Origin of the sequence: Flavobacterium anhuiense (genome assembly GCF_004151235.1) — a bacterium.
Classification (GTDB): Bacteria; Bacteroidota; Bacteroidia; order Flavobacteriales; family Flavobacteriaceae; genus Flavobacterium; species Flavobacterium anhuiense_A.
In genome coordinates this window covers 216,215-241,868 of sequence record NZ_JUIV01000003.1, presented here as the reverse complement: position 1 = coordinate 241,868, position 25,654 = coordinate 216,215, and the positions used below count along the sequence as shown (strand labels likewise).

Below are 25,654 nucleotides of genomic sequence, written 5' to 3'. Positions count from 1 at the left end.
AAAAATGGAATTATTCTTTTAAGGCATTCTAAACTTATAAAAAAAATTATTATTTAATCTAGAATCTAAAATAAAAGCACATTTCTCGGTCAGAAATCACTAAAAGTTATACCTATATATATTATCGAGATTATTACAGATAAATCTGCAATTTTAAGTTTCATAATATCAAAATACCTCAAAAATGCATTCGTAAGGTTAATATTTAAAAAAAATAAATACTTTTGTTGCAGAAAAATAGAGCAATGGCAAAGAATTTAGTAATAGTGGAGTCACCTGCAAAGGCGAAAACGATCGAGAAATTTCTTGGGAGTGATTTTCAGGTGGAGTCAAGTTATGGTCACATAGCGGACTTACCATCAAAGGAAATAGGAGTAGATGTAGAGAATGGTTTTAAACCAAAATATGAAGTTTCTCCGGATAAAAAAGCCTTGGTAACGAAACTAAAATCACTTTCTAAGAATGCCGAAACGGTTTGGTTAGCATCCGATGAGGACCGCGAGGGAGAGGCTATTTCATGGCACTTGGCGGAAGAATTAAAACTGGATACAAAAAAAACTAAACGAATTGTTTTTCACGAGATTACAAAATCTGCGATTCTTAAAGCAATCGATAATCCTAGAGAAATTGATTATAACTTAGTAAATGCGCAACAAGCACGTCGTGTTCTGGATCGTTTGGTGGGTTATGAATTGTCTCCTGTTTTATGGAGAAAAATCAAAGGCGGACTTTCTGCTGGTCGTGTACAATCTGTTTCTGTACGTTTGATTGTTGAAAGAGAACGCGAAATACAAAGCTTTAATGCAGTTGCAACGTATTCTATTGTTGCGGAATTTGTAAACGAAGCTGGAAAAGCTTTCAAAGCAAAACTTCCAAAAAACTTCAACACTAAAAAAGAAGCCGAAGATTTCTTAAATCAAAATATCGGTTCTAAATATAAGGTAGCCGATTTAGAAACTAAACCTACCAAAAAATCTCCAACAGCACCTTTTACAACTTCGACACTTCAACAGGAAGCTGCGAGAAAATTGTATTTGCCAGTTGGAATCACAATGCAGTTGGCACAGCGTCTTTACGAAGCGGGACTTATTACTTATATGAGAACCGATTCTGTGAATCTTTCTAAAGAAGCAATGGATGCTGCACAGGCAGAAATCATTAAATCTTACGGAAAAGAATTTTCTAAACCGAGAGTTTTTGCTAATAAAAACAAAGGAGCTCAAGAAGCGCACGAAGCAATTCGTCCAACAGATATGTCTCGTCATACAGTAAATATCGATCGTGACCAAGCTCGTTTATACGATTTGATCTGGAAAAGAACTTTGGCTTCGCAAATGAGCGATGCACAGTTGGAAAGAACAAACGTAAAAATTGAGGCAGATAATCATGATGAAGTTTTTACAGCTTCAGGAGAAGTATTGCTTTTTGAAGGTTTCTTAAAAGTGTACTTAGAAGGTCACGATGATGATGAAGAGGAGCAAGAAGGAATGCTTCCAGCTTTAAAAGTAAACGAAAAACTGGCTAATAACTATATTACAGCCACAGAACGATATTCAAGACCGCCTGCACGTTATACTGAGGCATCTTTGGTTAAAAAATTAGAGGAACTTGGAATTGGTCGTCCTTCGACTTACGCACCAACTATTTCTACAATTATCAATAGAAATTATGTTGAAAAAGGAACTCTTGAAGGTGTAGAACGTAATTATACACAGCTTACTTTGCAAAATAGTAAAGTAGGGGAGAAAGTTCTGAAAGAAAATACAGGTTCTGATAAAGGAAAATTAGTTCCAACAGATATCGGAACAATTGTGACTGATTTCTTGGTAAAGAATTTCGGAAACATTTTAGATTATAATTTCACTGCAAAAGTAGAGCAGGATTTCGACGAAATTGCCGAAGGAAATATTGATTGGGCAAAAATGATGCAGGATTTCTACAATCAGTTTCATCCAAATGTAAAAGAGGTTGAGGCAAATGCAGAACGTGAAAGCGGTGAAAGAATCTTAGGAAAAGATGCTGACGGAAGACAAGTTTCAGTTCGTTTAGGAAAATTTGGACCAATGGCTCAAATTGGAGAAGCTGACGATGAAGATAAAAAGTTTGCCAGCTTAATGGCAGACCAAAATATAGGAAACATTACCTTGGAAGAAGCTTTGAATTTATTCTTGCTTCCAAAAAGTTTAGGAGAATATAAAGGAGAAGAAGTGGAAGTGAACAATGGCCGTTACGGGCCTTATGTACGTCACGGAAGCGTTTTTATTTCGTTGCCTAAAGGCGAAGATCCGCTTAATGTTTCTAAAGAAAGAGCTAAAGAATTAATTGACGAAAAAGCACTTGCTGATGCGCCAATTGCAGTTTACAAAGGAGAAGCTGTTCAAAAAGGAGTAGGACGTTTTGGGCCTTTCATTAAATGGAACGGACTTTTTGTAAACGTAAACAAAAAATACAATTTTGATAATCTTTCTCAAGCTGATGTTGAAGAACTGATTGAGGAAAAACTTCAGAAAAACATCGATAAGGTTATTCATAACTGGGAAGAAGAAGGGATTGTAGTAGAAAAAGCCCGTTGGGGACGTTCTGTGATTCTGAAAGGAAAAGTCAAAATTGAATTAAGTAAAGATGTTGATGCTTCAAAATTAACATTGGCACAAGTTCAAGAAATGATTGCGGCTAAAACCCCAGCTAAAAAAGCGCCTGCAAAGAAAACGGCAGCTAAAACAACAACGGCTAAAAAAGCGACAGCTAAAAAAACAGCTGCTAAAAAGAAATAGTATATAAATGGAATTTGATTTTCTAGAACCAGTTAATGATGGAATTGTAAAATTCGTCGGAGCACTGTCTTCACAAGAGCTTGGAAGTAAAGTTGTTTTTCATACTCAAGATCAGTTTCCTGATATTGCACAGATTAGCATTGCTATAATTGGTGTTTTGGAAGACCGTACAAACATCAATATGATTAACGAAGTTAATCTTTCTGCTGTGCGTAAAAAACTTTATAGTATGTTTCCAGGCAATTGGGATGCTTCAATTGCAGACTTGGGAGATATACTTGCAGGAGATTCTGTAGAGGATACTTATTTTGCGTTAAAGAAAGTTACAGCGGCATTAATCAAGAATAAAGTCATTCCTATAGTCCTGGGAGGTTCTCAGGATTTGACCTATGCTTTGTATCGTGCTTACGACGATTTAGAACAAATGGTAAACTTGGTTGCTGTTGATAATAAATTTGATTTTGGTAAAGAGAATGAGTCGGTTTCTGCTAATTCTTATTTAACGAAAATTATTATTGATGAACCAAATAATCTTTTCAACTATTGTAATATAGGATATCAAACCTATTATAATTCGCAAGAAGAAATCGATTTGATAGAAAAGCTATTTTTTGATGCTTATCGTTTGGGCGAGATTTCAAATAAAATTACATTGGCTGAACCGGTTTTCAGAGATGCAGACTTGGTTAGTATAGATTTGAATTCTGTAAAGTCTTCTGCCTCAGGGAATATGGTGACTTTTGAGCCGAACGGATTCAACGGAAAAGAAATTTGTGCTTTGTCTAGATATGCTGGAATTAGTGATAAAGTTTCTTCTTTTGGAGTGTTTAATCATAATAGCACACTAGCTGAATCAGTTATTATTGCTCAGATTGTATGGTATTTTATTGAAGGTTATCACTATCGTTCAAAAGAATATCCATTTGGAAGTAGGGCTAATTATTTAAAGTATATAGTTCCGTTGGATGATGAAGAATTGATATTCTATAAAAGTGATAAAACGGACCGTTGGTGGATTGAAATTCCATACGAATCAAACGGCAACAATAAATTAAAAAGAAATACGTTATTACCGTGTTCTTACGATGAATATTTGTCGGCTTGCAATCAAGAATTGCCAGAAAGATGGTGGAAAGCGCAAAGAAAAAACGCTTTATAGATCAAAAATTTAAGTGAAATCTTAAATTTTTAAAACCCCTTAAAAAAGGTTAAAATTAATTAGTAGGAAAATATATATAATATATAAAAATTAACGTTTTACATCGATTTTTTGAAACAGTTTATCGATAAAATATTTTTTTTTTATTTTATTTAACATTATTTTTGAACGGTAAAATAAATTCGCAAGTAGTATTGTTTTTTAGATAAATAATAAATACGTTTACGGACTTTTAATAATGAATAGATAATCCCAAATTTATATGAAGAAGTTTATTGCATTTGCAGCAATGTTAACACTAGTAATCGGCTGTGGTAAGTCTGGTGACAAAGGTGAATTAGTTGGTGTTACAGGAGGGAAATGGCATCCCGAGAAGCCTTATGGAATGACATTAGTTCCGGGTGGATCTTTTATTATGGGTAAATCAGATGCTGATTTAGCTAACGTAGAAGATGCTCCAACTAAAACTGTAACCGTTCGTTCGTTTTACATGGATGAAACTGAGATTACAAATAGTGAGTATCGTCAATTTGTGGAGTGGGTAAAAGACTCTACAATGAGAGTTCGTTTAGCAATTTTAGCTGACGAAACAGGGCAAAAAGCTACTGATGGAAAAGGTAAAAAAGGCGGAAGCATTGCTGACTACGCTTTTAATGATTCTGATCCAGAAAAAATGACAGCTTATGACAAATACATGTACGACAACTACTATAGTGTTGGTACAAAAGATGATCCATATGCTGGAAGAAAATTAAACAGAAAAGTTAAGTTAATTAAAGATACAAAAGCATATCCAGATGAGTATTACGCTGAAGTAATGGATTCTATGTATTTGCCAATTGAAGAATCATACAATGGTTTAAGAACAATTGATGTGAATAAATTGAAATTCCGTTATTCTTGGATGGATATTCAAGCTGCTGCAAAAGCAAAAGTTGGAAAAAGAAGTGATTTCGTAAAAACTGAGCAGGTTAATGTTTATCCTGATACTGCAGTTTGGATTAAAGATTTCGCTTATTCATATAATGAGCCAATGCACAATGATTACTTCTGGCACAAGGCTTATGGAGATTATCCAGTAGTGGGTGTTACTTGGAAACAAGCTAAAGCATTCTGTGCTTGGAGAACTTTAAACAAAAACAGCTACATTAAATCTAAGAAAAAAGGACGTGACTTAGTAAATGCTTTCAGATTACCTACTGAAGCAGAATGGGAGTATGCTGCTAGAGGAGGTCTGGAGTCTGCAACTTACCCATGGGGAGGTCCTTACACTAAGAGTGATAGAGGTTGTTTTTTAGCAAACTTCAAACCAAGCAGAGGAGATTATGCTGCTGACGAAGCGCTTTATACAGTTGAAGCTAAATCATACGATGTAAACGGTTACGGATTATACAACATGGCAGGAAACGTTTCTGAGTGGACAGATTCAGCTTACAATCCAAACGCTTACGAATATGTATCAACAATGAATCCAAACGTTATCGATGGTAAAAACCAAAGAAAAGTAGTTCGTGGAGGTTCTTGGAAAGACGTTGCTTATTTCCTACAGGTAAGTACACGTGACCACGAATATGCTGACTCAGCTAGAAGTTACATCGGATTCAGAACTGTACAAGATTACATGGGTACTCAAGTTACAGGAAACAGAAAAAAGTAATTTATAATTAATTCAATATCCAACAAATCTATTTTAAACCTAAAAAAAAAGTATTATGGCATTATTAAGTAAAAAAGCAATGAATTTCGCTTATGGTATGGGAGCGGCAGTGGTAATCGTTGGAGCGTTATTCAAAATTACTCACTTCGAGATTGGACCTTTAACAGGTACAGTTATGCTTTCAGTAGGATTGGTTACTGAGGCGTTAATTTTCGCGCTTTCTGCTTTCGAACCAGTTGAAGAAGAACTAGATTGGACACTAGTTTACCCAGAATTAGCTAACGGACAAGCTAGAGAGAAAAAAGCTAAAGCAGAAACTCCAACTGACGCTCAAGGATTATTATCTCAAAAATTAGACACATTATTAAAAGAAGCTAAAATTGACGGTGAATTAATGTCAAGTTTAGGAAACAGCATCAAAAACTTCGAATCTGCTGCTAAAGGAATTGCTCCAACTGTAGATTCAATCGCGGGACAAAAGAAATATTCAGAAGAATTATCTGTTGCTGCTGCTCAAATGGAATCATTAAACAGTTTATATAAAGTACAATTAGAAAGTGCTTCTAGAAACGCTGAAGCTAACAAAGAAATCGCTGAAAATGCTTCTAAATTAAAAGAGCAAATGGCTTCTATGACTGCAAACATCGCTTCTTTAAACAGCGTTTATGGTGGTATGCTTTCTGCAATGAGTAACAAAGGATAATTAGTTTTTAACTAAATATTAAATTTATTAATAAGAACTAATTAAAGAAAAATGGCAGGAGGAAAATTAACCCCTAGACAGAAGATGATTAACCTGATGTACCTGGTTTTCATCGCAATGTTAGCAATGAACGTATCAAAAGAAGTTATTTCTGCTTTTGGTTTGATGAATGAAAAATTCGAAGGTGCAAACACTAGTTCTACAGAGTCAAATGCTAGTTTATTAAGCTCTTTAGATCAAAAAGCTGCTGAGGCAAAAGGAGAATTTGCTATTGCTGCAGTTACAGCTCACAAAGTTGAAACAATTACAAAAGATTTTTATGATTATATAGCTACTCTAAAAGCTCAGGCAGTTAAAGGTTTCGAAGTTGATAAGGAAACAGGAAAAATGCCTTATGAGTCTATGGATAGAGGAGATAATATCGACGACTGGTTTACAGGAGACGGTTACACTAAAAAAGGTAACGAAATTATTTCTAAAATCGAAAAATATAAAGCTGATATTAAAGCTGCTTTAGGAACAGACAAAAAATACGCAGCAATTATAGCTGAGGTTGAAAAGAAATTTGATGTTTCTGATGTTAAAAACAAAGAAGGAATTAAAGAGAAATACCTAGCGTACCACTTTAAAGGATTCCCTGCAATTGCTACAGCTGCAAAACTTTCAGCTTGGCAGAATGACGTTAAAAAAGTAGAAACTGACGTTTACAACAGTGCTTTAGGTAAAGCTGCAGTTGCTGCTGCTTCTTACAGCAACTACCAAGCAATCGTTGTTTTAGATAAAAATGCTTATTTCCAAGGAGAAAAAGTTACAGGTAAAGTTGTTTTAGGTCGTTATGACGAAAACACTAAACCAACTTCTTTCCAAGGTCCTGGACAAATTGTTAACGGACAAGCTGTTATCTCTTTAACTGCAGGTGGAGTTGGAGAACAAGACATCAATGGACAATTTACTTTCTTAGAGGATGGAAAAAATATTCCATTAAAATTCTCTGGTAAATATGTTGTTGTTCCAAGACCAAACGCAGCTACAATTTCTGCAGACAAAATGAACGTAGTATATAGAGGTGTTGTTAACCCAATCTCTGTATCTTTCGCTGGTGTTGATGCTAACAAAATTGTTGCAAGTGCTCCAGGTTTATCTTCTGCTGGAAAACCAGGAAAATATAACATGAGCCCAGGTCAAGGTACTGAAACTACAATTTCTGTAACTGGTACTTTGCCAAACGGTGACAAAGTAACTGATAAGAAAACATTCAGAATTAAAGGTATTCCTGGTCCAACAGGAACAATTAGAGGTGAGATGGGAGTTGTTAAAGGTCCTAAATCTAACTTAGAGATTGCTACTATTGGAGCTAAACTTCTTGATTTTGATTTTGAAGTTGGTTTAGATGTTGTTGGATTCAATATGAAAATTGCTGGACAGCCTACAGTTGTTGTTACAGGAAACAAAATGAATGCACAATGTAAACAAGTACTTTCAAGAGCAGGTAAAGGAGACCAAGTTACTATTTCTGAAATTAAAACTAAACTTGTTGGAGCTGGTAGTTATTTATTACCAAGAACTGCTCCTGTAATTTACGAAATACAATAATAAAGTAGTGTAAACTACATTCAATATCTTATAACGATACCACGATGAAAGTAAGAAATTTTTTAATAGCTATTGTTTCTATCGCTGGAGGTTTTGCTTCTAATGCGCAATCTAATTTGCTAAATGCAAAGACTCCTGCTCAGATTGGACTTAAAACTCCTGCTCAATTGATATCTGACAATGATAAGCCTTTGGCTTATGGTTATGTAGATGATAGAGATATCTTGATGGGGAAAACAACATGGGAAATCATTGATTTGAATGAAAAAATCAACTTTCCATTATATTTTCCAGTAGATACAGCTAATATTGGTCCTAACAGACGTTCTCTTTATGACGTTTTAACTAAAGCTATTAAAGGTGGAAAAATTACTGAGGTTTATACTGACAGTTATTTCAACACTAAAAAATCTATGAAAGACATCGAAGGTTCTTTATCTCGTATTGATACAACAGATGCTGGTAGAGAATTGATTAACCAATATCCTGATGACTATAAATCACGAGTTGTGAAGAAAAAAGTAGTTTCAGGTAAAGGTAAAAACAAATCGGTTTCTTACGTAGAAGAAACAGTTGGTCCAACAAGAACAGTTCCGGCTGAATATATCTTGAAACAAGATCTTACTGCTGCTGATGTTAGCCAATATAAGATTAAAGGATACTGGTATTTTGATAAACGTCAAAGTGAATTGAAATATCGTTTACTAGGAATTTGTCCAGTAACACCAGACGTTTACACAATGAATAGCGACGAAAAGGATTATATTGAATTGTTTTGGGTATTTTTCCCAAATGCCAGAGAAGCACTGCATGAAGCAAAAGCTTTCAATGACAACAACTCAGCTCTTCCAATCTCTTTTGATCAGATTTTAAATTCAAGACGTTTTAACGCTGTTGTTTACAAAGAGGAAAACCTTTACGGAGACAGAGCAATTAGCGATTATATGAAAGACAACGCTCAAAATCAGTTGTTAGAATCTGAAAGAGTGAAAGAGAAAATTCGCAACTTCGAGCAAGATATGTGGAACTACTAAGTTGATACATAGTACAATAATTGAAAAACTCTTACTACCTTTGTAGTAAGAGTTTTTTTTATGTCAAAAAGTTAACAAGGCTGTGATGTAGATTAATATTTGATTTCTTTTTGATTATGTAAGAAAAATAACAATATTTGTAATAAAATTTCGTTTAATGTTCTGTAAAATTTATCATGATGAAAGTAAGAAATTTATTAGTTGCTATTGTTGCTGTTCTCGGAAGCTTATCTTCTTATGCTCAGTCTAATTTACTTAATGCCAAAACTGCCGATCAGATCGGAGTTAAGACGCCAGCCCAAAGAATATTTGATAATGATAAACCTTTAGAATATGGTTATGTAAATGATAGGGATATTTTGATGGGAAAAACAGTTTGGGAAATTATTGATTTGAATGAAAAGATCAATTTTCCATTATATTTTCCGGTAGATACTGCTAACATAGGTCCCGATAGGCGTTCTCTTTATGATGTTTTAACGAAAGGCATTAGAGATGGAAGGATTACAGAAGTTTATACAGATAGTTATTTTAATACAAAAAAGACTTTAAAAGATATTCAAGGTGCGTTATCTCGTGTTGATACAACAGATGCGGGCCGTGAGCTTATCAACCAATATCCTGACGACTATAGAACGCGTGTGGTAAAGAAAAAAGTGGTTACAGGTACAGGAAAGAATAAAAAAGTAAATTATGTTGACCAAACAGTTGGGCCAACAAGAACGGTTCCTGCCGAATATATTCTAAAACAAGATCTTACATCTGCCGATGTGAGTCAGTATAAAATTAAGGGATTTTGGTATTTTGATAAAAGGCAAGGTGATTTAAAGTACCGTCTTCTTGGAATTTGCCCAGTTACTCCTGACGTATATACCATGAATAGCGATGAAAAAGATTATATAGAGTTATTTTGGGTTTTCTTTCCTAATGCGAGAGAGGTATTGCATGAAGCAAAAGCCTTTAATGATAAAAATTCGGCCGCACCAATTTCATTTGATCAGATCTTAAATTCTAGACGTTTTAATTCTGTGATATACAAAGAAGAAAATGTGTATGGCGATCGTGAAATCAAAGATTACATTAAAGACAATGCGCAAAGCCAATTGTTAGAATCGGAAAGAGTAAAAGAGAAGATTCGTAATTTTGAAGAAGATATGTGGAATTACTAAGTCCATAAACTCATAATAAGAAAAACTCTTGCTACCTTTGTAGTAAGAGTTTTTTTATTTTATCTATATACTTCACAATGCTTGATTATTTAATTGTCGGATCTGGATTGGCTGGAATTTCTTTTGCCGAAGTCGCCCTTAAGAACAACAAATCAATTTTACTTTTAGATGACAAATCTCAGAATTCCTCTAGAGTTGCTGGCGGTTTGTATAATCCTGTAATCTTGAAGCGCTTTAGTGAAGTCTGGAATGCAAAAGAGCAGCTTGTATTAATGAACGAGTTTTATGATAAAGTAGAAGAGAAGCTCAAAGAGAAATTCAACTTTAAAATGCCAGTTTTAAGAAAGTTCTTTTCAATTGAAGAACAGAACAATTGGTTTGCAGCTTCGGATAAAATCAATCTAGCTCCTTTTTTGTCTACTAAGTTAATTTCAAAAAAGTATAACAGCATTGACTCTCCATTTGACTACGGAGAAGTTTTGCATACAGGTTATGTCGATACGGCTCTATTGCTAGACACCTATAAACAATATTTGCTTCAGAATGATTTGTTGAGAGAAGAATCTTTTGATTTCAGTTGCATTGAGTTTTTAGATTCAGGAATTCAATACAAAGATATTCAGGCTCGTCATATCATTTTTGCTGAAGGATTTGGAATGCATAAAAATCCTTTCTTTAACTATCTCCCATTAGATGGGACAAAAGGAGAATTGTTTATTATAAAAGCGCCAGATTTAAATCTTGATATAATTGTAAATACAAGCGTTTTTATCTTGCCTCTAGGCGACAATCTGTTCAAAGTAGGAGCCACTTACAATTGGCATGATAAAACTGCTGAGCCTACAGAAGAAGGTAAACAAGAGCTTTTGGAGCGTATAAGAGAAATCATTAACTGCGATTTTGAAATAGTAAAGCACTTTGCTGGAGTCCGCCCAACAGTTGCGGACCGAAGACCTTTGCTTGGAACTCATGAAGAACATAAGTCTCTGCACATTCTTAACGGATTAGGAACACGTGGTGTAATGCTTGGTCCTGCAATGGCAAAAGCGTTATACGATCATATAGAAAATAATGTTCCGCTAGATAGAGAAGCAGACATTAAGCGATTTCATAAAAGATATTTGAAAGGTCTTATTTTTGGCCAGCCTTAGGATCGTAAGAAACAAACATATTGATGTATAAGTTTCTTGAGAGACGCAAAACGAACGGAAATAATATCACTAGCGTTATAATGATTGCCAAAAATGACTGCTCTATTGTGGTATTAAAAAATACAAAAGAAACTATAAAAGCAGCAACACCTACGGCTACGTTTAAAGCATAACTAACATACATCGCGCCATAAAAGAATGAAGGTTCAATCTGGTATTTGAATCCGCAGTGGCTGCAATGGTCATTCATTTTGAGAACTTTACTTAAATGAAGCGGATTTTTGTCTTCATACATGCTTTCTTTTTGGCATTTTGGACAACTTCCTGTTATTATGCTGTTTAGTTTGGAGCCTCTTTTGAACATTTTAAGTAAATTTTTATAGTCTTTAATTCACCTCGATTGTATTTGGATACAAGTGTGAATTTGGAGTAATTATTTAAAGCAAATATAAGGTATTTTCAGGCTTTAAGCTATTTAATTAGGATAAAAACTTACATCTTATTTTGGTTTGATTTGAGTATAATGTTTACTATTAGATGTTTCTTTTTTTTTCTAAAATTCATTTAAAAGTATATTTTCAATTCAATGATTTTCGAACTATTTAAAGAAGAAAAGTCTAGAATTAAACAAGACTTTTAGTTTTTGAATTTTCTAAAAGCTATTGTTTTTCAGTATAAAAACTTCAATTAAAAGTTATACTTTTGCACTTTCAAAATTGTAACAGGATAATTCGCTTGTTTGCAATCTATTTATTTAATGAATAAAAAGGTTTTCTAGCCTTTACATTTACAGCAATACATTATGCTTAATATACACAATCTTTCCGTTTCTTTTGGAGGAACCTATTTATTTGAAGAAGTTACTTTTCGTTTGGGTGCCGGCGACCGCGTAGGTCTTGTTGGTAAAAACGGAGCAGGTAAATCTACAATGCTAAAAATGCTAGCAGGCGATTTTAAACCTGACTCAGGAGTAATTTCTCAGGAGAAAGATATTAAAATGGGTTTCTTGCGTCAGGATATTGATTTTGAACAAGGAAGAACCGTTTTGGAAGAAGCGTATGAAGCTTTTACAGAAATTAAAGTTGTTGAGAAAAAACTGGAAGAAATCAATCATCAGTTGGTGACTAGAACCGATTATGAAAGCGAAGAGTATGCTAAGATTATAGAAGATCTATCTGACTATACGCACCGTTTTGATCTTCTTGGTGGATATAATTATGTCGGAGATACAGAAAAAATTCTTTTAGGTCTAGGTTTTAAAAGAGAAGTTTTTAATAACCAAACCGAGACTTTTTCTGGAGGATGGAGAATGCGTATCGAATTGGCAAAACTTTTATTGCAGTCTAATGATGTATTGCTTCTGGATGAGCCAACCAACCACTTAGATATTGAGAGTATTATTTGGTTGGAGAATTTCCTTCGAAATTATCCTGGAGTTGTGGTAATTGTATCGCACGATAAAATGTTTTTGGATAATGTGACGAATAGAACAATCGAGATTTCGTTAGGAAAAGCATACGATTTCAATAAACCATATTCTCAGTATTTAGAGCTTCGTCATGAGATTCGCGAAAAGCAATTGGCGACGCAAAAAAATCAGCAGAAAAAGATTGAAGAAACTGAAAAATTAATCGAGAAATTCCGTGCAAAAGCTTCAAAAGCCTCAATGGCGCAATCGCTGATTAAAAAATTAGATAAAGTAGAAAGAATCGAAGTTGACGAAGACGATAATTCTGTTATGAATATCTCTTTTCCAGTTTCTAAAGAGCCAGGAAAAGTAGTTATTGAGGCTGAACATGTAACAAAAGCTTATGGAGACAAAACGATTCTAAAAGATATTAGTTTATTGGTAGAAAGAGGAAGTAAAATTGCCTTTGTTGGACAAAACGGACAAGGGAAATCTACTTTTATAAAAGCATTGGTAAATGAATTTGAATATGAAGGAAATATCAAATTAGGACACAATGTGCAATTAGGATATTTTGCTCAAAATCAGGCTGAATATTTAGACGGAGAAATCACTTTGCTTCAAACAATGGAAGATGCGGCAACCGACACAAACCGAATGAAAGTTCGAGACATGTTAGGTTCTTTTCTTTTCCGTGGAGATGATGTTGAGAAAAAAGTAAAAGTGCTTTCTGGAGGAGAACGTAACCGTTTAGCTCTTTGTAAATTGTTGTTGCAGCCAATTAACGTTTTGCTGATGGATGAGCCTACGAACCACTTGGATATTAAATCTAAAAACGTTTTAAAAGCAGCGCTTCAAAAATTCGGAGGAACTTTATTATTGGTGTCTCACGACAGGGATTTTCTTCAAGGAATGTCGAACATCGTTTACGAATTTAAAGATCAAAAAATTAAAGAATATCTTGGAGATATCAACTTTTTCTTAGAGCAGCGTAATATGGAAAATATGCGCGAAGTGGAGAAAAAAGATGTTGTAAAACCAACAGCAGCTCCAAAAGAAAAAGAAGCGAGTAAATTGTCTTACGAAGATCAGAAGAAAGGAAAAGCGCTTCAGAACAAATTAAGTAAGATTGAAAGTCAGATTCAGCAGTTAGAAAAACAAATCCAGCACGACGATAAAATGTTGGAAACTAATTACGACAAACATATCGAAGATGCTTCATTTTTTACGGCTTACAATAAAAAGAAACAAGATTTAGAGCAATTGCTAATTGATTGGGAAGTGGTTTCAGAAGAGATTGATAGTTTTAATGCTTAGTTTTTAAGTCGCAGTCTCGGTCACAGTCACAGTACTTGAAAATATATGTAAACCTTTGTCAAAGTTTCAAATTTTGATAAAGGTTTTTTGATTTTCACGAGCTAATTCAGTTTTTCGGATCAATCTAGGCTGATGAAAGTTACTCATTTTCCACAAAGTATGTCATCCCGAGGAACGAGGGATCTCCGTAAGTAGCTCGACAAAGATTGGTCGCGAGAGGGATGGGAGCAATCCGTCGCGGCGGAGCGTACAGCCCGACAGCATTAGAGAAAGTGGGCAAATAAAGACAAAGTATGTTGGCCCACTTTTTCTAATGTTGTCTCGCCCAAATTATTTAAGTTTAAAAAACTACTTAATAATCCCAATCGATCTAGAATGTTCAATGGCTTTACTACTTTCTTTAAAATAGCAAACTGACACATTCAGGTTTTCTAAATTCTTCAAGATTTTTTTTACCTCATTTTTTTGAGATTTTCCCGTCTGTCTTATGTAAACGGCAATCACAGTAACTGGAAATATTTTGCAAATGCGTTCGTATAAAATAGGATCGTGCTGAGAATCATCGCCCATTAAAACATATTTTAAGGTTGGATAAAATTCTACAACATGTTTGATTTTTTCAAATTTATGATCGTGATTTCCTCTTCCGCTCATGAAGAAATCGGTGATTCCTCTTTTGATGTCTTTTAGAAGAAAAACCGCTTTGGGCAATTTGTTAATTCGTGTGAATTTGGCAATAAATCGGTATAAATTCCATTCACTGCTAGAAATGTAAAAAAAGGCATTTACTTCTTCTACATTATCTCTTCCCGCAGAACTTAAAGCTTGATAATGCGGTACGACATCTTTGAAAACTTTTCGGTCATTTACATTTTTGAACAATAGAATGTAAAGTTTTCGAAAGAAATTATTGGTGTGCGAAATCAAGAATGTATCGTCAATATCCGATATGATTCCGAGTTTTCCTTTATGAGGTCGTATAAAACTGCCTTTGCAAGATATAATTTCGTTTTTGTATTTTAAGCTGACTTCGTAAGACATCCATCCAAAATGAGTTTCTTTTTCTAACGGAATGCAGAAATTAAAATAACCATCATCTAATGTTTTGGTATGAATTACTTCGTTATTGTAATGAAGATAAACATCAAAATTTTTAATGGTTTTTATTCGGAACAATCGGAGAATAGAAGTGGCATTTTTTAATTTCCTTTTCTCAAAATTGTATTTGTTTTCTCTTTTTAAAACGTGTCCCATTACAATTAGCTCTTGTTCATTTGCATAACCGCGATATAATTGTAGAATTGGTTTCATTAATTACGTATATTTATGTAACTGTAATTTACTTAATTTAATTGATTTTAAAGCTAAAATTTTGAAAAAGAATATTCTGTTTGTTGTAAATCCGATTTCTGGAGATTTGGATAAATCTGATTTGATTGATGCTGTTGAAGAGTTTGCGGCAACTAATTATTTTGATTTGGAAGTGTATGAAACAACTGGAAAAAATGATTTAAGAACAATACAATCTTTATATAATGAATCTGTTCCAGAACGAATTATTGTTGCTGGAGGCGACGGAACGATAAAAATGGTCGCCGAAGCTGTGGAAGAGCATGATGTGATAATCGGAATTTTACCAGCAGGTTCTGCAAACGGACTTTCGGTGGACTTGAATCTTCCTGCAGGAATAGAGGAAAACCTTAAAATAGCCTTTTTGCACCATTATATCGAAATGGATATGATTTGCATCAACGGAAAAAAAAGTATTCATCTGAGTGATCTTGGCTTGAATGCCAATCTGGTTAAAAATTATGAGCAAAGTGATGTTCGCGGATTTTGGGGTTACGCGCTCCAAGCTTTTACTACGCTTAAAGAATCTGAAGAGCCATTTGTGGCAACAATTTCAGCAAATAATAAAACCGTTGAGCATGTAGCGCGAATGATTGTAATTGCCAATTCGCAGAAATACGGAACAGGAGTTATCATTAATCCGAATGGCGCGATGAATGATGGAAAGTTTGAACTGGTGATTTTAAAAAGTCTTGATCTGCTTTTAATTGGAAAAATAATTACCGGAAATATGCCGATTGACTCTGATGACATTGTAATTATTTCAACCAATAAAGCAACTATAAAAACGGATTATCCTGTTAATTTTCAAATTGATGGAGAATATTGCGGAGCGCAGACTTCGTTAGAAATTGATATTTTGCACAAGCAGATGAAAATTGCAGTTCCGTAGATTTATTTAAACGGATTGCGTTCCTGCCATTCTGTTTTGGGTTCCAAATAATTGAAAAATCTTGAAATGTTGTGATTAATCAAAGAATTGCTGTGTGTGATTAAACCGTACATTTTAACAGGTTTTGCTCCAACAGAACTTTTAATTTCAAGAGCAGTTCTGGCAAAGACGATTTCACGGAAACCTTTTTTGATAGAATAGGCAATCATGTCGTAAAGCATATTTAAATACAGCATTTTTTCGCGCTGAATGCTTTCGTCATAACCCAAAAAATAAGTATCCATTACTTCGCCATTTTTGATCAAAGTATTGAAGCCTATTAATTTTCCTTCTAAAAAATAGCCATAGAGAAGAAAGTTATCGCCCATTATTTCTTTAAAAAAGCTAAAATGGTCACGAGCTAGAAAAAAAGTGTTGAAAGGTGCATTTTTAGCAACATGAAAATAAAGATCATAAATAACATCTTCATATTGTTTAATATCTGAAAGCGACATTTGCTGTTTTACAATTCCTTCCGATTTTTTGCGTGCGCGTTTGTATTGATCACGATATTTCTTTGACAAGGCATCAATATAATCCTGTTCTGTTTTCCAGTTTTCTTTGATGTCGAAAATCATATTAGGCTGAGTCGAAAACGTGTAATTGTTTTTGAATTCAGCCTGAAGCGATTCTATTTCTTTTGCTGTAAAATCTTTAATACTGGTAATGTGAACCTTTTTTCCACTTTCTTTTAAATCTTTTTTTAGCTGATTAATAGCTTTGTGAAGCGTTTTTATAGCTTTTGACTCTTTGACACTTTTGTCAAAAATAAAAGCATTTTGTCCCGTGAGCATATTATTTCCAACAAATAAAACGTGTGAGGCAAAATTCTTTAAAGCAAAATTACGTACCGAAGTTTTTAAGCATTTGTCACGCTCTCCAAAAGATTCGAGTTTTTCTGCAAATAAGAACTGAGTTAATACAATTCCAATTAATTTTTTCTCTTCAAAAAGGCCGATAAAATGACAAGTCATATTGACTGGAGAAGAATTTTCCAGCACTTCGAGATATTCTCGTGTCAAAAAGATGTTGTTTTCAGCAAGCGAGTTCCATTCTACAGGCAGTAAAGATGCGCTTTTGTAAATCTGGAAAGAATATGTTGTATTCAAAAGAGTGAGCTAATTTCTTCAAAATTAGATAATATTTGTAATAACTTATCTGCTTTAAGTTAATATTAAGAAAAACCCGTTTGAGATAAGTTTTTCAAACGGGTTTTTAAGAAGATTATTAAGCAAATCCACAAATGATTCCGCCCATAAGAGTCAGAGTAAGGATCCAGTATCCGCTATGAATAAAAATATATTTCCAAGATTTTCTTTCAAATAAACCATTAATTCCTATTAATGGAAAAGCGAAAAATAATCCAGACATAAAACCATGAAGTGCACCATGTTTAAAAGTCCTGTATGCCATTCCGTAATCTGCCATAAAGGCTGCAAATGAAGGTTTTGCACTATCCATTAAAGGAGGTCCGCCAACCATTCCGATTGCGCCAGATTGATGAATGGTAAGCGACATTAAAGTCATGGTGATCATTAAAGAGAAAATATACGTAAGTCCGAAGATTTTAAGCATATTTCCTTTTCTTAACTCTTCTTGAGTAAGATTGTTTTCCTTCATCCAGATTGTTCCAAATACTTTTGGGCTGTACCAGATAAAACCAGTTACGAGTGTAACAATTGCTGCAATAAATAAAGCGGCGAAGTTAATTTGCATGATATGAGGTTTTTAGAATTAGTTGATCAAATGTAATCAAAAAAAGTGCAGATTTTAGAAAATAATTAAAAGCAATATAAATCTTACATGTAAAATTTTTTTCAACACTTTGTCGATATTTAGTGTGTTTTAACTGCGAATTGCATATTTTTACGCTAATAACAAATCCCCAAATCTGTTATGAAAATTTTAGTAACCCTTTCTTTATTATTTGCTTTTTCGCTAAATGTTTTGGCAGATACCGTTTCGGATAAAGAAAAAGAGGCGCTTATAAAATTGTACTATGCAACAAATGGTTTGCAATGGAAAAACAAATGGGACTTAAGTCTGTCTGTTTCTACTTGGTACGGTGTTAAAGCTGAAAATGGAAAAGTTGTGGCGCTGAATCTGGCAGATAATAATCTTCAGGGAGAATTGCCAGAAGCTCTTTACGATCTTATAAATTTAGAATCGCTAAATCTTGAAAAGAATAAAATTGAAGGAAGTTTGTCTTCATCAATCTTTAATTTGAAGGAATTAGAATTGCTAAATGTAGCTGATAATAAATTGTCGGGTGCAATTCCGTCTTCTATTTGCCAATTGGTAAAATTGAAAGATTTACAGCTTTTTATGAATAACATTTCAGGAGAGCTTCCAGCGGAAATTGGAAAGTTGAATCAGTTAGAAACTTTAGCTGTTTTTAATAACGAAATTAACGGAAAACTGCCTGTTTCAATTTATAAGATTTCTGGACTGAAGGTGTTGCTGTTAAACAATAATAAATTCTCAGGAAATTTGTCAAATGATATTATTAATCTGAACTCACTTCAGAATTTTAGTTTGTTTGATAATGATTTTACAGGCGCAATTCCTCTAGAAATCGAAAAGCTTAGCAAGTTGCAAGAATTGAATCTTTCGTACAATAAATTTACAGGCGAAGTTTCGAAAAAAATAGCATTATTAGATGCTTTAAATATGACGATGATGGATGAAAACGGAAATCCATTTTTATTAGAAATAAACCAAGAAAATAAATTACAATAGTTTACCCAAAATTAATCGATGCTTATGAATGAATTTTACATTTAGTTAATTATTTAAAACCGTAATTTCTTACGGTTTTCGTTTTTTTAGACTTAAAGGTTTCTTGAAAAATAACCTATAATTTAGAACGGAATTTTTTATGTTTGCCTAAATTTTTATAATTTTAATAAAAGTATCTAGAGAACCAAAAGCCATTTAACAGGCGGTATTACTAATCATTTAATAAGAAGAAATCATGACACTGCAATATCAGGGAGAACAATACGGAAAACCAACAACTTTTACACTTAGAATTATTGGGAACAACTTATCAAAAAGTAGTTCAAACTATCAGATTGATCTTTTGGTTGGAGATAAGAAACTGCCAACTTTTACAAGCGAAATTCACCAAAGTCTTTCTAATTGTTTAAAAGAGATCTACTTGTTTAGAAAACACAACGGAATCAAATTCAATGAATCAACAGAGAAAATAGTTTCGCTTTATGTTCCTTATGATAAAGTTTTGTTTAACTACAATAAATATGCTTTGTTTAGAGCATAAATTTTTCTAAAAACAGCATAAAAAAGACCATTTGAAAAAATGGTCTTTTTTTTATTTGAGAAGCGAGAAGCTATTATCGAATTATCTTGATAAAAGCACTATAGGGGTTGTCTGTAAGGGAAGTACGCATATAATATACGTTTTCATCTTTTTCTTTTAAATCAAACTGAATTAAGCCTGCATCGCAATAATAGTAAAGCAAGTTATCGTCGGCAGGAAATTCAATATTTGAAATAGGTAGCGTAGTTAGTTTTTCTTCAAAAGCGATTTCGCCGTTTGATAAGTCTAATTCAAAAAGTTTCTTGTTGCGCGTATATCCCCAAAGATTGTCAACCTCTTTGACAATATATTCTACATTATCACCTTTAAAGTCAGTTTTCCAAAGCTGAGTTCCTGTTTTAGAATCAACAGCATAAATAGATGAAACCTCCGGTCCTTGTGCTGCAAAATATAGTTTTTTGTCGTGGCACACTATGCGTTCCTTAACATTGTTTTGGTTTTCTTCTATTTTAAACTGCCATAAAACATCCAAACTGTTTGGCTTAAGAGCGTAAAGCCAGTTCTTGTCGCCAGCAATAAAAATACTTTCACCATCTGTAACAGGTTTTCCGTTCATGGTTTCATCAAAGCTTTTCTGATTCAATAGCTTTCCTGTATTGACTTCAAACGAATATACATTTGTTGCACTTTGAATAAAAACCTTATTATCAAAAACAAGTGGCTCAATGTTGTTATTTGGCGTGTCTAATTTGTAGTTCCAAGACAAACTTCCATCTTTTAAATCCAAAGCATATAAATTACTGCTCTGATTTTGATTTTGAGCAGTAATAAACAATTTTCCGTTGCTTATTACAGGAGTTTGGTCTTTTAGAACAATCTGGTCTTTAATATTGCCTATTCTGGATTTCCAGAAAATAGTTCCTGTTCCGTTATCTACAGCATAAATTTCACCATTAATAAACGGAATATATACTACTCCGTCATGGATTGTTATTTTGTTGGCGCACATTTCGGTTTGAGCATCCGAAGCTTTTACGGTCCAAACAATACTTTCGACTTCTAAATCCCATGAAAAAAGCGATCCGTCGTAATCATAAATTAACATAGAAGTGTCGTCTAGAGAAATCTTTTTTAGAGGTTTTAAAGATTTGTTGGTAACAGCTTCTTCTGCAGGTAAATTGCTGTTAGAATAATTGGTTTTGCTGGCGGGCGCTTGTCCAGACATATTTGCAAAGGCGAATACAAATAAAAGGGCTATTAATTTGTGTTTCATTTTAAGATTTGGGTTGATTTTTTTGATTGTCTTTTTTAAAACATTTAATGGAGTAAATATAAACAAAAAAAGCTCCAGATTTCTCTGAAGCTTTTGTCTTAGTAAGTAGTCCGTGGGGGAATCGAACCCCCCTTACCAGGATGAAAACCTGGCGTCCTAACCGATAGACGAACGGACCTAGTTTGCTATTGCGGGTGCAAAAATGCAACTATTTTTGAGATGTACAAAGCATTTTGGAAAAAACTTTTTGATTTTTTTTGATTGAAAATTGTTTTACAGGATGATTTTTTCAGTTTTAATCGAGTTAATGTATTTGTATTTATTTGATTAATAATTTGTTGTTTTATGTTTATGCGGAGAAAATGTTTGTTTTTTTAAGAAGAAAATAATTTTAGAAATATTGAATGATTTTATTTTTGAAAGAATATTTTTATAGTATTTAAGGGGTAATCCTAATAGAAAAGAATCATATTGCTTTTGGAAAGTAGGATTTTTTGAAAAATAATTCTGAGTTTATAGAAAAACCGTAGTGACTGTTTGCTTTTTTTGTGTAGTATTGCTAGACCTTTTTATATGGGGTCAATATGTGAGGTAAAAATATTTATTATTTAAAAGTCAGCAATAATGTCTGCTTGATAAAATAAGTTTGAAGCATGAAAATATATCGTTTTAATTTTATTGACATTCTCATTAAATGCTTTTTCGCAGAATAAAAAAACTCCTAACAAATCAAAAAGCGAGAAAGATCAAGCTATATCTTTTCACAAATATGACATATCGTTAATAAGGCTAATTTCAACTCCAGAAAAATATGATGGAAAACAAATTCAAGTTATAGGGTATTTGAATTTGGAATTTGAAGGAGACGCAATTTATTTGCATAAAGAAGATTTTTCAAAAGGCATATCTGATAATGGTTTTTGGGTCAATTTTTCAAAACAAATTTCTCAAAAGAAAAACTTGAACGAATACAATAAAAAATATGTAATAATTGTGGGAACTTTTGATATGAATTCGAGAGGACATATGGGAATGTTTGGAGGAACAATTAAAAACATCACTAGACTGGATTTATGGAATTTTGACAGGTAATTAACATTATCTCTCAAATTTTTAGGGAGACTGCATAAATTGTGCTATCAAAATTACACCTTTTCTATCTTAAAATAAGCCAGCTCTTCTTGATTTCTTATCAAATTGCTTAATCGTTCAAATCCAACTTTTTGCAATACATTTTGCGATCCTGTATTATCAAGATCTGTTATGGCTACAACTTCCTTGGTATCTGTATTTGCAAAACTATACTGCGTGAGAGCCTTACATACTTCTGTAGCAATACCTTTTCCCCAGTAGTTTCGGCTTAATACATATCCGATTTCTATCTGGTTTGTGTTGTGCGCAAAAACACGTGCAACACACATTCCTATAAAATCATTGTCTATAGCACTAAATATTGCCCATCTGCTGAGATTTTTCTTTTCATAATTTTCCAGCAATTCGTTAAACATTTCGACATATCGTTCAGGCGAAGTTTCAGGAAGATATTGTGTAACCTGATCGTCTTTAAAAAGGTCTAAGAATGTCTGCTTCTCTTGAGGTAAAAATTCGCGAATAATTATTTTTGGACTTTGATAGATAGTGAGCATTGATTTAGGATTTTTCATTGTAAAGATATCGAATTTAGAGAAATAAATAAGGTAAACTTACTGCTCGTAAATATGCAATTATAAAAAGTCTTTATTTTGTTTATCTAGTTTGTAATGAGTAAATTAGATGTTTGAAATGAATGTTGCAAAAATGACAAAAGCAAAAGAAGACGTAATATGGATAACAGGTGCTTCATCTGGCATTGGAAAATCAATGACTTTTGAATGGGCAAGATTAGGATATAAAGTAGTTCTTTCTGCAAGGCGTAAAGAGATGTTGGATAAAGTTGCCGACGCAATTAGAGATTCAGGTGGACAAGCATTAGTAATTCCATGTGATATAATGGAAGAAACCTCTATTGAAAATGCAGTCCAACAAATCATTAAAGAGTGGGGGCGATTGGATATAGTTGTTGCCAATGCTGGTTTTGGCGTTTTTGGAAGCATCGAAAACTTAACAGCCAAAGATTGGAATAGGCAATTGCAAGGCAATGTTACGGGATTAGCCCTAACGGTAAAATATGCATCGCCATATTTAAAGAAAAACAAAGGACGAATTGGTTTGGTTGGAAGTGTTGCTGCTTATCTTCCTAATCCTAATGTGGGCGCGTACGGCGCTTCAAAAGCGGCTGTAAATTCTATTGGTCAGACTTTGCAGGTTGAATTAATAGGAACAGGCGTGAGTTGCACTACTTTGCATCCTGGATTTGTGGTTTCAGAAATTGCACGAATTGATAATGACGGAATTTGGCATCCTGAACAACAAGATCCACGACCATCAAATTTAATGTGGCCGACAGATAAAGCGGCGAAGGTGATGATAAGTGCTATTTTGAAACGAAAGAGAAATTACATTTTTACAGGTCATGGCAAACTGGCTGTCTGGTTGCATAGATGGTTTCCTGGAGTGATGAGATCTATAATTTCAAAAGGTTCAAAGCCTGATTTATAATTAAGAAGCTAGAATTAAATCTATGTTAAAAGAACGATTTTGTTTTAATATTAATGTGAAATTTGTGAAATGTCTAATTAACAACGAGATAATATGGAAGGACAAATTATAGAATTGGAAAAAAAATACTGGCAAGGAGTTGAAAATAATGATTATGAAACGGTAAGAAATTTGACATTTTTTCCTTGCATAGTTGCTGGAAAAAATGGTATTCAGAGCATCAGCGAGACTGAGTTCAAAAATATGTTCGACTCTGGACAAACCAATAAAATAAAAGTGCTGAACATCTATGATGTAAAAGAAAAGCTAATTGCCGAAAATACCGCCGTACTAGGATATCGTCTCGATTTTGAGATAGCAGATCAAAGTCAAAAAGCACCTGTGAAATGTGTCTGCACTTCTACTTGGGTTAAAGAAGATAACCAATGGGCATGTGTAATGCATACCGAAACAGAATTGGAAATAAAAGAGTAATCTAATGTACTTAAAATATAGCTAATATATAGTTACAGCGAAAATCCAAACAGAAAAGCTTCAGATCTCTCTGAAGCTTTTTTGTTTTAGTAATGCAACTGTATTTTCAGGTTAAGAAAAATATATAGTTATAATATACTTTTGAAAATATATTGTAGTAATAATATTTTATTATTTTCGTTTAAGAAAATCATCAATCAATCAATCAATCAATCAAATGAAAAAACAAATCATTCTTTGTTTTACAGTTTTACTTTTTACAAGTAATATCTCAGCGCAAGAGATAAAAGATTTCTTTTCAACACTTGCTAAAAAAGACCTTTTTAATGGCAGTGTATTAATTTCTAAATCAGGAGAAAATGTTTTTTCTGCTTTTTATGGATATTCTAATATCGAGAAGAAAGAAAAAATCAATGAAAAATCTCAATTTACAATTGCATCGGTATCAAAAACGTTTACGGCAGTTGCCATACTGCAGCTTAAACAAAAAGGGAAATTGAATATTGATGATCCAGTCCAAAAGTATCTTCTGAATTTTCCTTATCCAAATGTTAGCATTAGACATTTGCTCAGCCATACTTCGGGAGTGGTTCCTTATTATCGTTTATTTGATAAAGCAATAAAAGAAAAGCCAGAAAAAATCTTTTCGAATGAGGATATTATATCGGCATTAATTGAAAATAAAGTGCAGCTTTCATTTGCTCCAGGAGACAAATGGGAATACAATAATGTTAATTACTGTCTTGCAGCTTTGATAGTAGAAAAAATAGCTGGAATTGCTTTTAGAGATTATTTGGAAAAAAATATTTTCGAACCCGCAAAAATGAAAGATTCATTTCTGCCTAAGAATAGAAGGCTTAAAACGCCAAATCAGGTAGAGTTGTATACTTATCCAAACCTTTATTCGACAAACGTAGTAAATGTTCAAACCTTAAATGAAACTTTTTTAATAGATGAGAAAAGTAATTTTTACGGTCCTGGAGGTATTGTAAGTACAGCTCAAGATTTGCAGAAATATCAAAAAGCATTATTTAGCTATAAGCTTTTAGGCAAGAAAGAATTAGAAGAAGCGCTGACTCCAGCAAAACTTAATAACGGAACATTTGCTTCTTATCGTGCGTATGAAAAAGAAATAGCCTATGGTTTGGGTTGGCAGACTTATACTAATGATAATAATGAAAAAATAGTTTTTCACGATGGGCTCAATACTGGACTTACATCAATTTTAATGTACAATATCACTAGAAACAATACTGTCATTATGTTGTCCAATACAGCAAGTCCGGTTTTCGTTACGGCTAATGAAGCTTTAAAAATAATTGAAAATAAGCCTTATAAAATGCCTCTGCAGAGTCTTTCGAGAGTCTATGGCAGTTTGCTTGAAAGCGGGAATAAAGAAAAAGCAAATCAGTTAATTGAAGAATATTTAAAAAAGCCAGACAGTTACGAAGCGTCAGAAAGAGACTTTAATAGATTAGGATATCAATTTCTTAGATCTCAAAAAACAGACAACTCTTTACTGACATTCGCCTCAGCAGCATTAATTTTTCCAAATAGCTCAAATGTATATGATAGCTATGGAGAGGCATTGCTTCAAAGTGGTAAAAAAGAGGAGGCAATTAAAATGTATCAAAAATCTGTTGAATTAAATCCAGATAATGAAAATGGTAAAAAGGTATTGAAAGAACTACTGTAAATAATTAATATAAAAGTTTAGAAAACAAAAAAAGCTTCAGAGAAATCTGAAGCTTTTTTTCTTAGTAGCCCTAACGGGACAATTTTC

22 protein-coding genes and 1 tRNA gene are annotated in these 25,654 nt (G+C 33.4%); 16 read left to right on the top strand and 7 right to left on the bottom strand.

Going from position 1 to position 25,654, the window contains the following annotated elements; translation table 11 throughout:
• Positions 1-245: 245 nt before the first annotated feature.
• The 8 genes from topA (at position 246) to NU08_RS06540 (ending at position 11,240) form a co-directional block, all read left to right on the top strand.
• On the top strand, positions 246-2,774 hold the full coding sequence (topA, locus tag NU08_RS06575; protein WP_129746378.1) for a type I DNA topoisomerase: 2,529 nt from the start codon (positions 246-248) through the stop codon (positions 2,772-2,774).
• Positions 2,775-2,781: 7 nt separating this feature from the next.
• Complete coding sequence (locus NU08_RS06570) at positions 2,782-3,933, top strand: formimidoylglutamase (RefSeq protein WP_129746377.1); 1,152 nt, start codon at positions 2,782-2,784, stop codon at positions 3,931-3,933.
• Between the two features lie 262 nt (positions 3,934-4,195).
• Positions 4,196-5,590, top strand: a complete 1,395-nt coding sequence (gldK, locus tag NU08_RS06565; protein WP_008467094.1) for a gliding motility lipoprotein GldK — start codon at positions 4,196-4,198, stop codon at positions 5,588-5,590.
• Positions 5,591-5,645: 55 nt separating this feature from the next.
• Positions 5,646-6,293, top strand: a complete 648-nt coding sequence (gene gldL, locus NU08_RS06560) for a gliding motility protein GldL (protein WP_008467092.1) — start codon at positions 5,646-5,648, stop codon at positions 6,291-6,293.
• A gap of 51 nt (positions 6,294-6,344) precedes the next feature.
• Positions 6,345-7,886: a gliding motility protein GldM gene (gene gldM, locus NU08_RS06555; protein WP_008467090.1), complete on the top strand. Its 1,542-nt coding sequence runs from the start codon at positions 6,345-6,347 to the stop codon at positions 7,884-7,886.
• A 44-nt stretch (positions 7,887-7,930) separates the two neighbouring features.
• The gene (gene gldN, locus NU08_RS06550) at positions 7,931-8,920 is read left to right on the top strand and encodes a gliding motility protein GldN (RefSeq protein ID WP_008467088.1); all 990 of its coding nucleotides are present in this window, start codon (positions 7,931-7,933) and stop codon (positions 8,918-8,920) included.
• A gap of 179 nt (positions 8,921-9,099) precedes the next feature.
• Entirely contained in the window at positions 9,100-10,089 is a 990-nt protein-coding gene (gene gldN, locus NU08_RS06545) for a gliding motility protein GldN (RefSeq protein ID WP_129746487.1), read from the top strand.
• 77 nt (positions 10,090-10,166) lie between these two features.
• The gene (locus NU08_RS06540) at positions 10,167-11,240 is read left to right on the top strand and encodes an NAD(P)/FAD-dependent oxidoreductase (protein WP_129746376.1); all 1,074 of its coding nucleotides are present in this window, start codon (positions 10,167-10,169) and stop codon (positions 11,238-11,240) included.
• On the opposite strand, the gene NU08_RS06535 is transcribed toward NU08_RS06540, so the two are convergent.
• Positions 11,221-11,604: a DUF983 domain-containing protein gene (locus NU08_RS06535; RefSeq protein ID WP_066032663.1), complete on the bottom strand. Its 384-nt coding sequence runs from the start codon at positions 11,602-11,604 to the stop codon at positions 11,221-11,223. The genes NU08_RS06540 and NU08_RS06535 overlap by 20 nt on opposite strands.
• Before the next feature lie 438 nt (positions 11,605-12,042).
• On the opposite strand from NU08_RS06535, the gene NU08_RS06530 reads away from it, so the two are divergent.
• Positions 12,043-13,965, top strand: coding sequence for an ABC-F family ATP-binding cassette domain-containing protein (locus NU08_RS06530; protein WP_129746375.1), 1,923 nt, complete (start codon positions 12,043-12,045; stop codon positions 13,963-13,965).
• 348 nt (positions 13,966-14,313) lie between these two features.
• On the opposite strand, the gene NU08_RS06525 is transcribed toward NU08_RS06530, so the two are convergent.
• On the bottom strand, positions 14,314-15,276 hold the full coding sequence (locus tag NU08_RS06525) for an App1 family protein (protein WP_008467079.1): 963 nt from the start codon (positions 15,274-15,276) through the stop codon (positions 14,314-14,316).
• Between the two features lie 61 nt (positions 15,277-15,337).
• Between NU08_RS06525 and NU08_RS06520 the strand changes: the two genes are divergently transcribed.
• Positions 15,338-16,207, top strand: coding sequence for a diacylglycerol/lipid kinase family protein (locus NU08_RS06520; RefSeq protein WP_129746374.1), 870 nt, complete (start codon positions 15,338-15,340; stop codon positions 16,205-16,207).
• Between the two features lie 2 nt (positions 16,208-16,209).
• Here NU08_RS06520 and NU08_RS06515 read toward each other — a convergent pair whose 3' ends face one another.
• Both NU08_RS06515 and NU08_RS06510 read right to left on the bottom strand, forming a co-directional pair.
• Positions 16,210-17,355, bottom strand: a complete 1,146-nt coding sequence (locus tag NU08_RS06515) for a GNAT family N-acetyltransferase (RefSeq protein ID WP_129746373.1) — start codon at positions 17,353-17,355, stop codon at positions 16,210-16,212.
• A gap of 118 nt (positions 17,356-17,473) precedes the next feature.
• Positions 17,474-17,962 (bottom strand): DUF1761 domain-containing protein, encoded by a 489-nt coding sequence (locus NU08_RS06510; protein ID WP_129746372.1) that lies wholly within the window; start codon positions 17,960-17,962, stop codon positions 17,474-17,476.
• 180 nt (positions 17,963-18,142) lie between these two features.
• Here NU08_RS06510 and NU08_RS06505 point away from each other — a divergent pair, with 180 nt between their 5' ends.
• The gene (locus NU08_RS06505; protein ID WP_129746371.1) at positions 18,143-18,985 is read left to right on the top strand and encodes a Two component regulator three Y domain protein; all 843 of its coding nucleotides are present in this window, start codon (positions 18,143-18,145) and stop codon (positions 18,983-18,985) included.
• A 235-nt stretch (positions 18,986-19,220) separates the two neighbouring features.
• Entirely contained in the window at positions 19,221-19,526 is a 306-nt protein-coding gene (locus NU08_RS06500) for a hypothetical protein (protein ID WP_129746370.1), read from the top strand.
• Positions 19,527-19,599: 73 nt separating this feature from the next.
• Here NU08_RS06500 and NU08_RS06495 read toward each other — a convergent pair whose 3' ends face one another.
• Both NU08_RS06495 and NU08_RS06490 read right to left on the bottom strand, forming a co-directional pair.
• Positions 19,600-20,799: a PQQ-binding-like beta-propeller repeat protein gene (locus NU08_RS06495; protein ID WP_129746369.1), complete on the bottom strand. Its 1,200-nt coding sequence runs from the start codon at positions 20,797-20,799 to the stop codon at positions 19,600-19,602.
• Positions 20,800-20,905: 106 nt separating this feature from the next.
• Positions 20,906-20,977, bottom strand: a tRNA-Glu gene (locus tag NU08_RS06490).
• 500 nt (positions 20,978-21,477) lie between these two features.
• Between NU08_RS06490 and NU08_RS06485 the strand changes: the two genes are divergently transcribed.
• Positions 21,478-21,891, top strand: a complete 414-nt coding sequence (locus NU08_RS06485) for a hypothetical protein (RefSeq protein WP_129746368.1) — start codon at positions 21,478-21,480, stop codon at positions 21,889-21,891.
• A 53-nt stretch (positions 21,892-21,944) separates the two neighbouring features.
• Here the strand turns inward: NU08_RS06485 and NU08_RS06480 are convergent, their stop codons facing one another.
• Positions 21,945-22,463 carry a GNAT family N-acetyltransferase gene (locus tag NU08_RS06480; RefSeq protein WP_242502498.1) on the bottom strand — a complete coding sequence of 173 codons (519 nt, stop codon included), beginning with the start codon at positions 22,461-22,463 and terminating at the stop codon, positions 21,945-21,947.
• A gap of 133 nt (positions 22,464-22,596) precedes the next feature.
• On the opposite strand from NU08_RS06480, the gene NU08_RS06475 reads away from it, so the two are divergent.
• The 3 genes from NU08_RS06475 (at position 22,597) to NU08_RS06465 (ending at position 25,567) form a co-directional block, all read left to right on the top strand.
• The gene (locus tag NU08_RS06475) at positions 22,597-23,397 is read left to right on the top strand and encodes an SDR family NAD(P)-dependent oxidoreductase (RefSeq protein WP_129746367.1); all 801 of its coding nucleotides are present in this window, start codon (positions 22,597-22,599) and stop codon (positions 23,395-23,397) included.
• Positions 23,398-23,490: 93 nt separating this feature from the next.
• The gene (locus tag NU08_RS06470; RefSeq protein ID WP_129746366.1) at positions 23,491-23,871 is read left to right on the top strand and encodes a nuclear transport factor 2 family protein; all 381 of its coding nucleotides are present in this window, start codon (positions 23,491-23,493) and stop codon (positions 23,869-23,871) included.
• Between the two features lie 217 nt (positions 23,872-24,088).
• Entirely contained in the window at positions 24,089-25,567 is a 1,479-nt protein-coding gene (locus tag NU08_RS06465) for a serine hydrolase domain-containing protein (RefSeq protein WP_129746365.1), read from the top strand.
• Positions 25,568-25,654 lie beyond the last annotated feature (87 nt).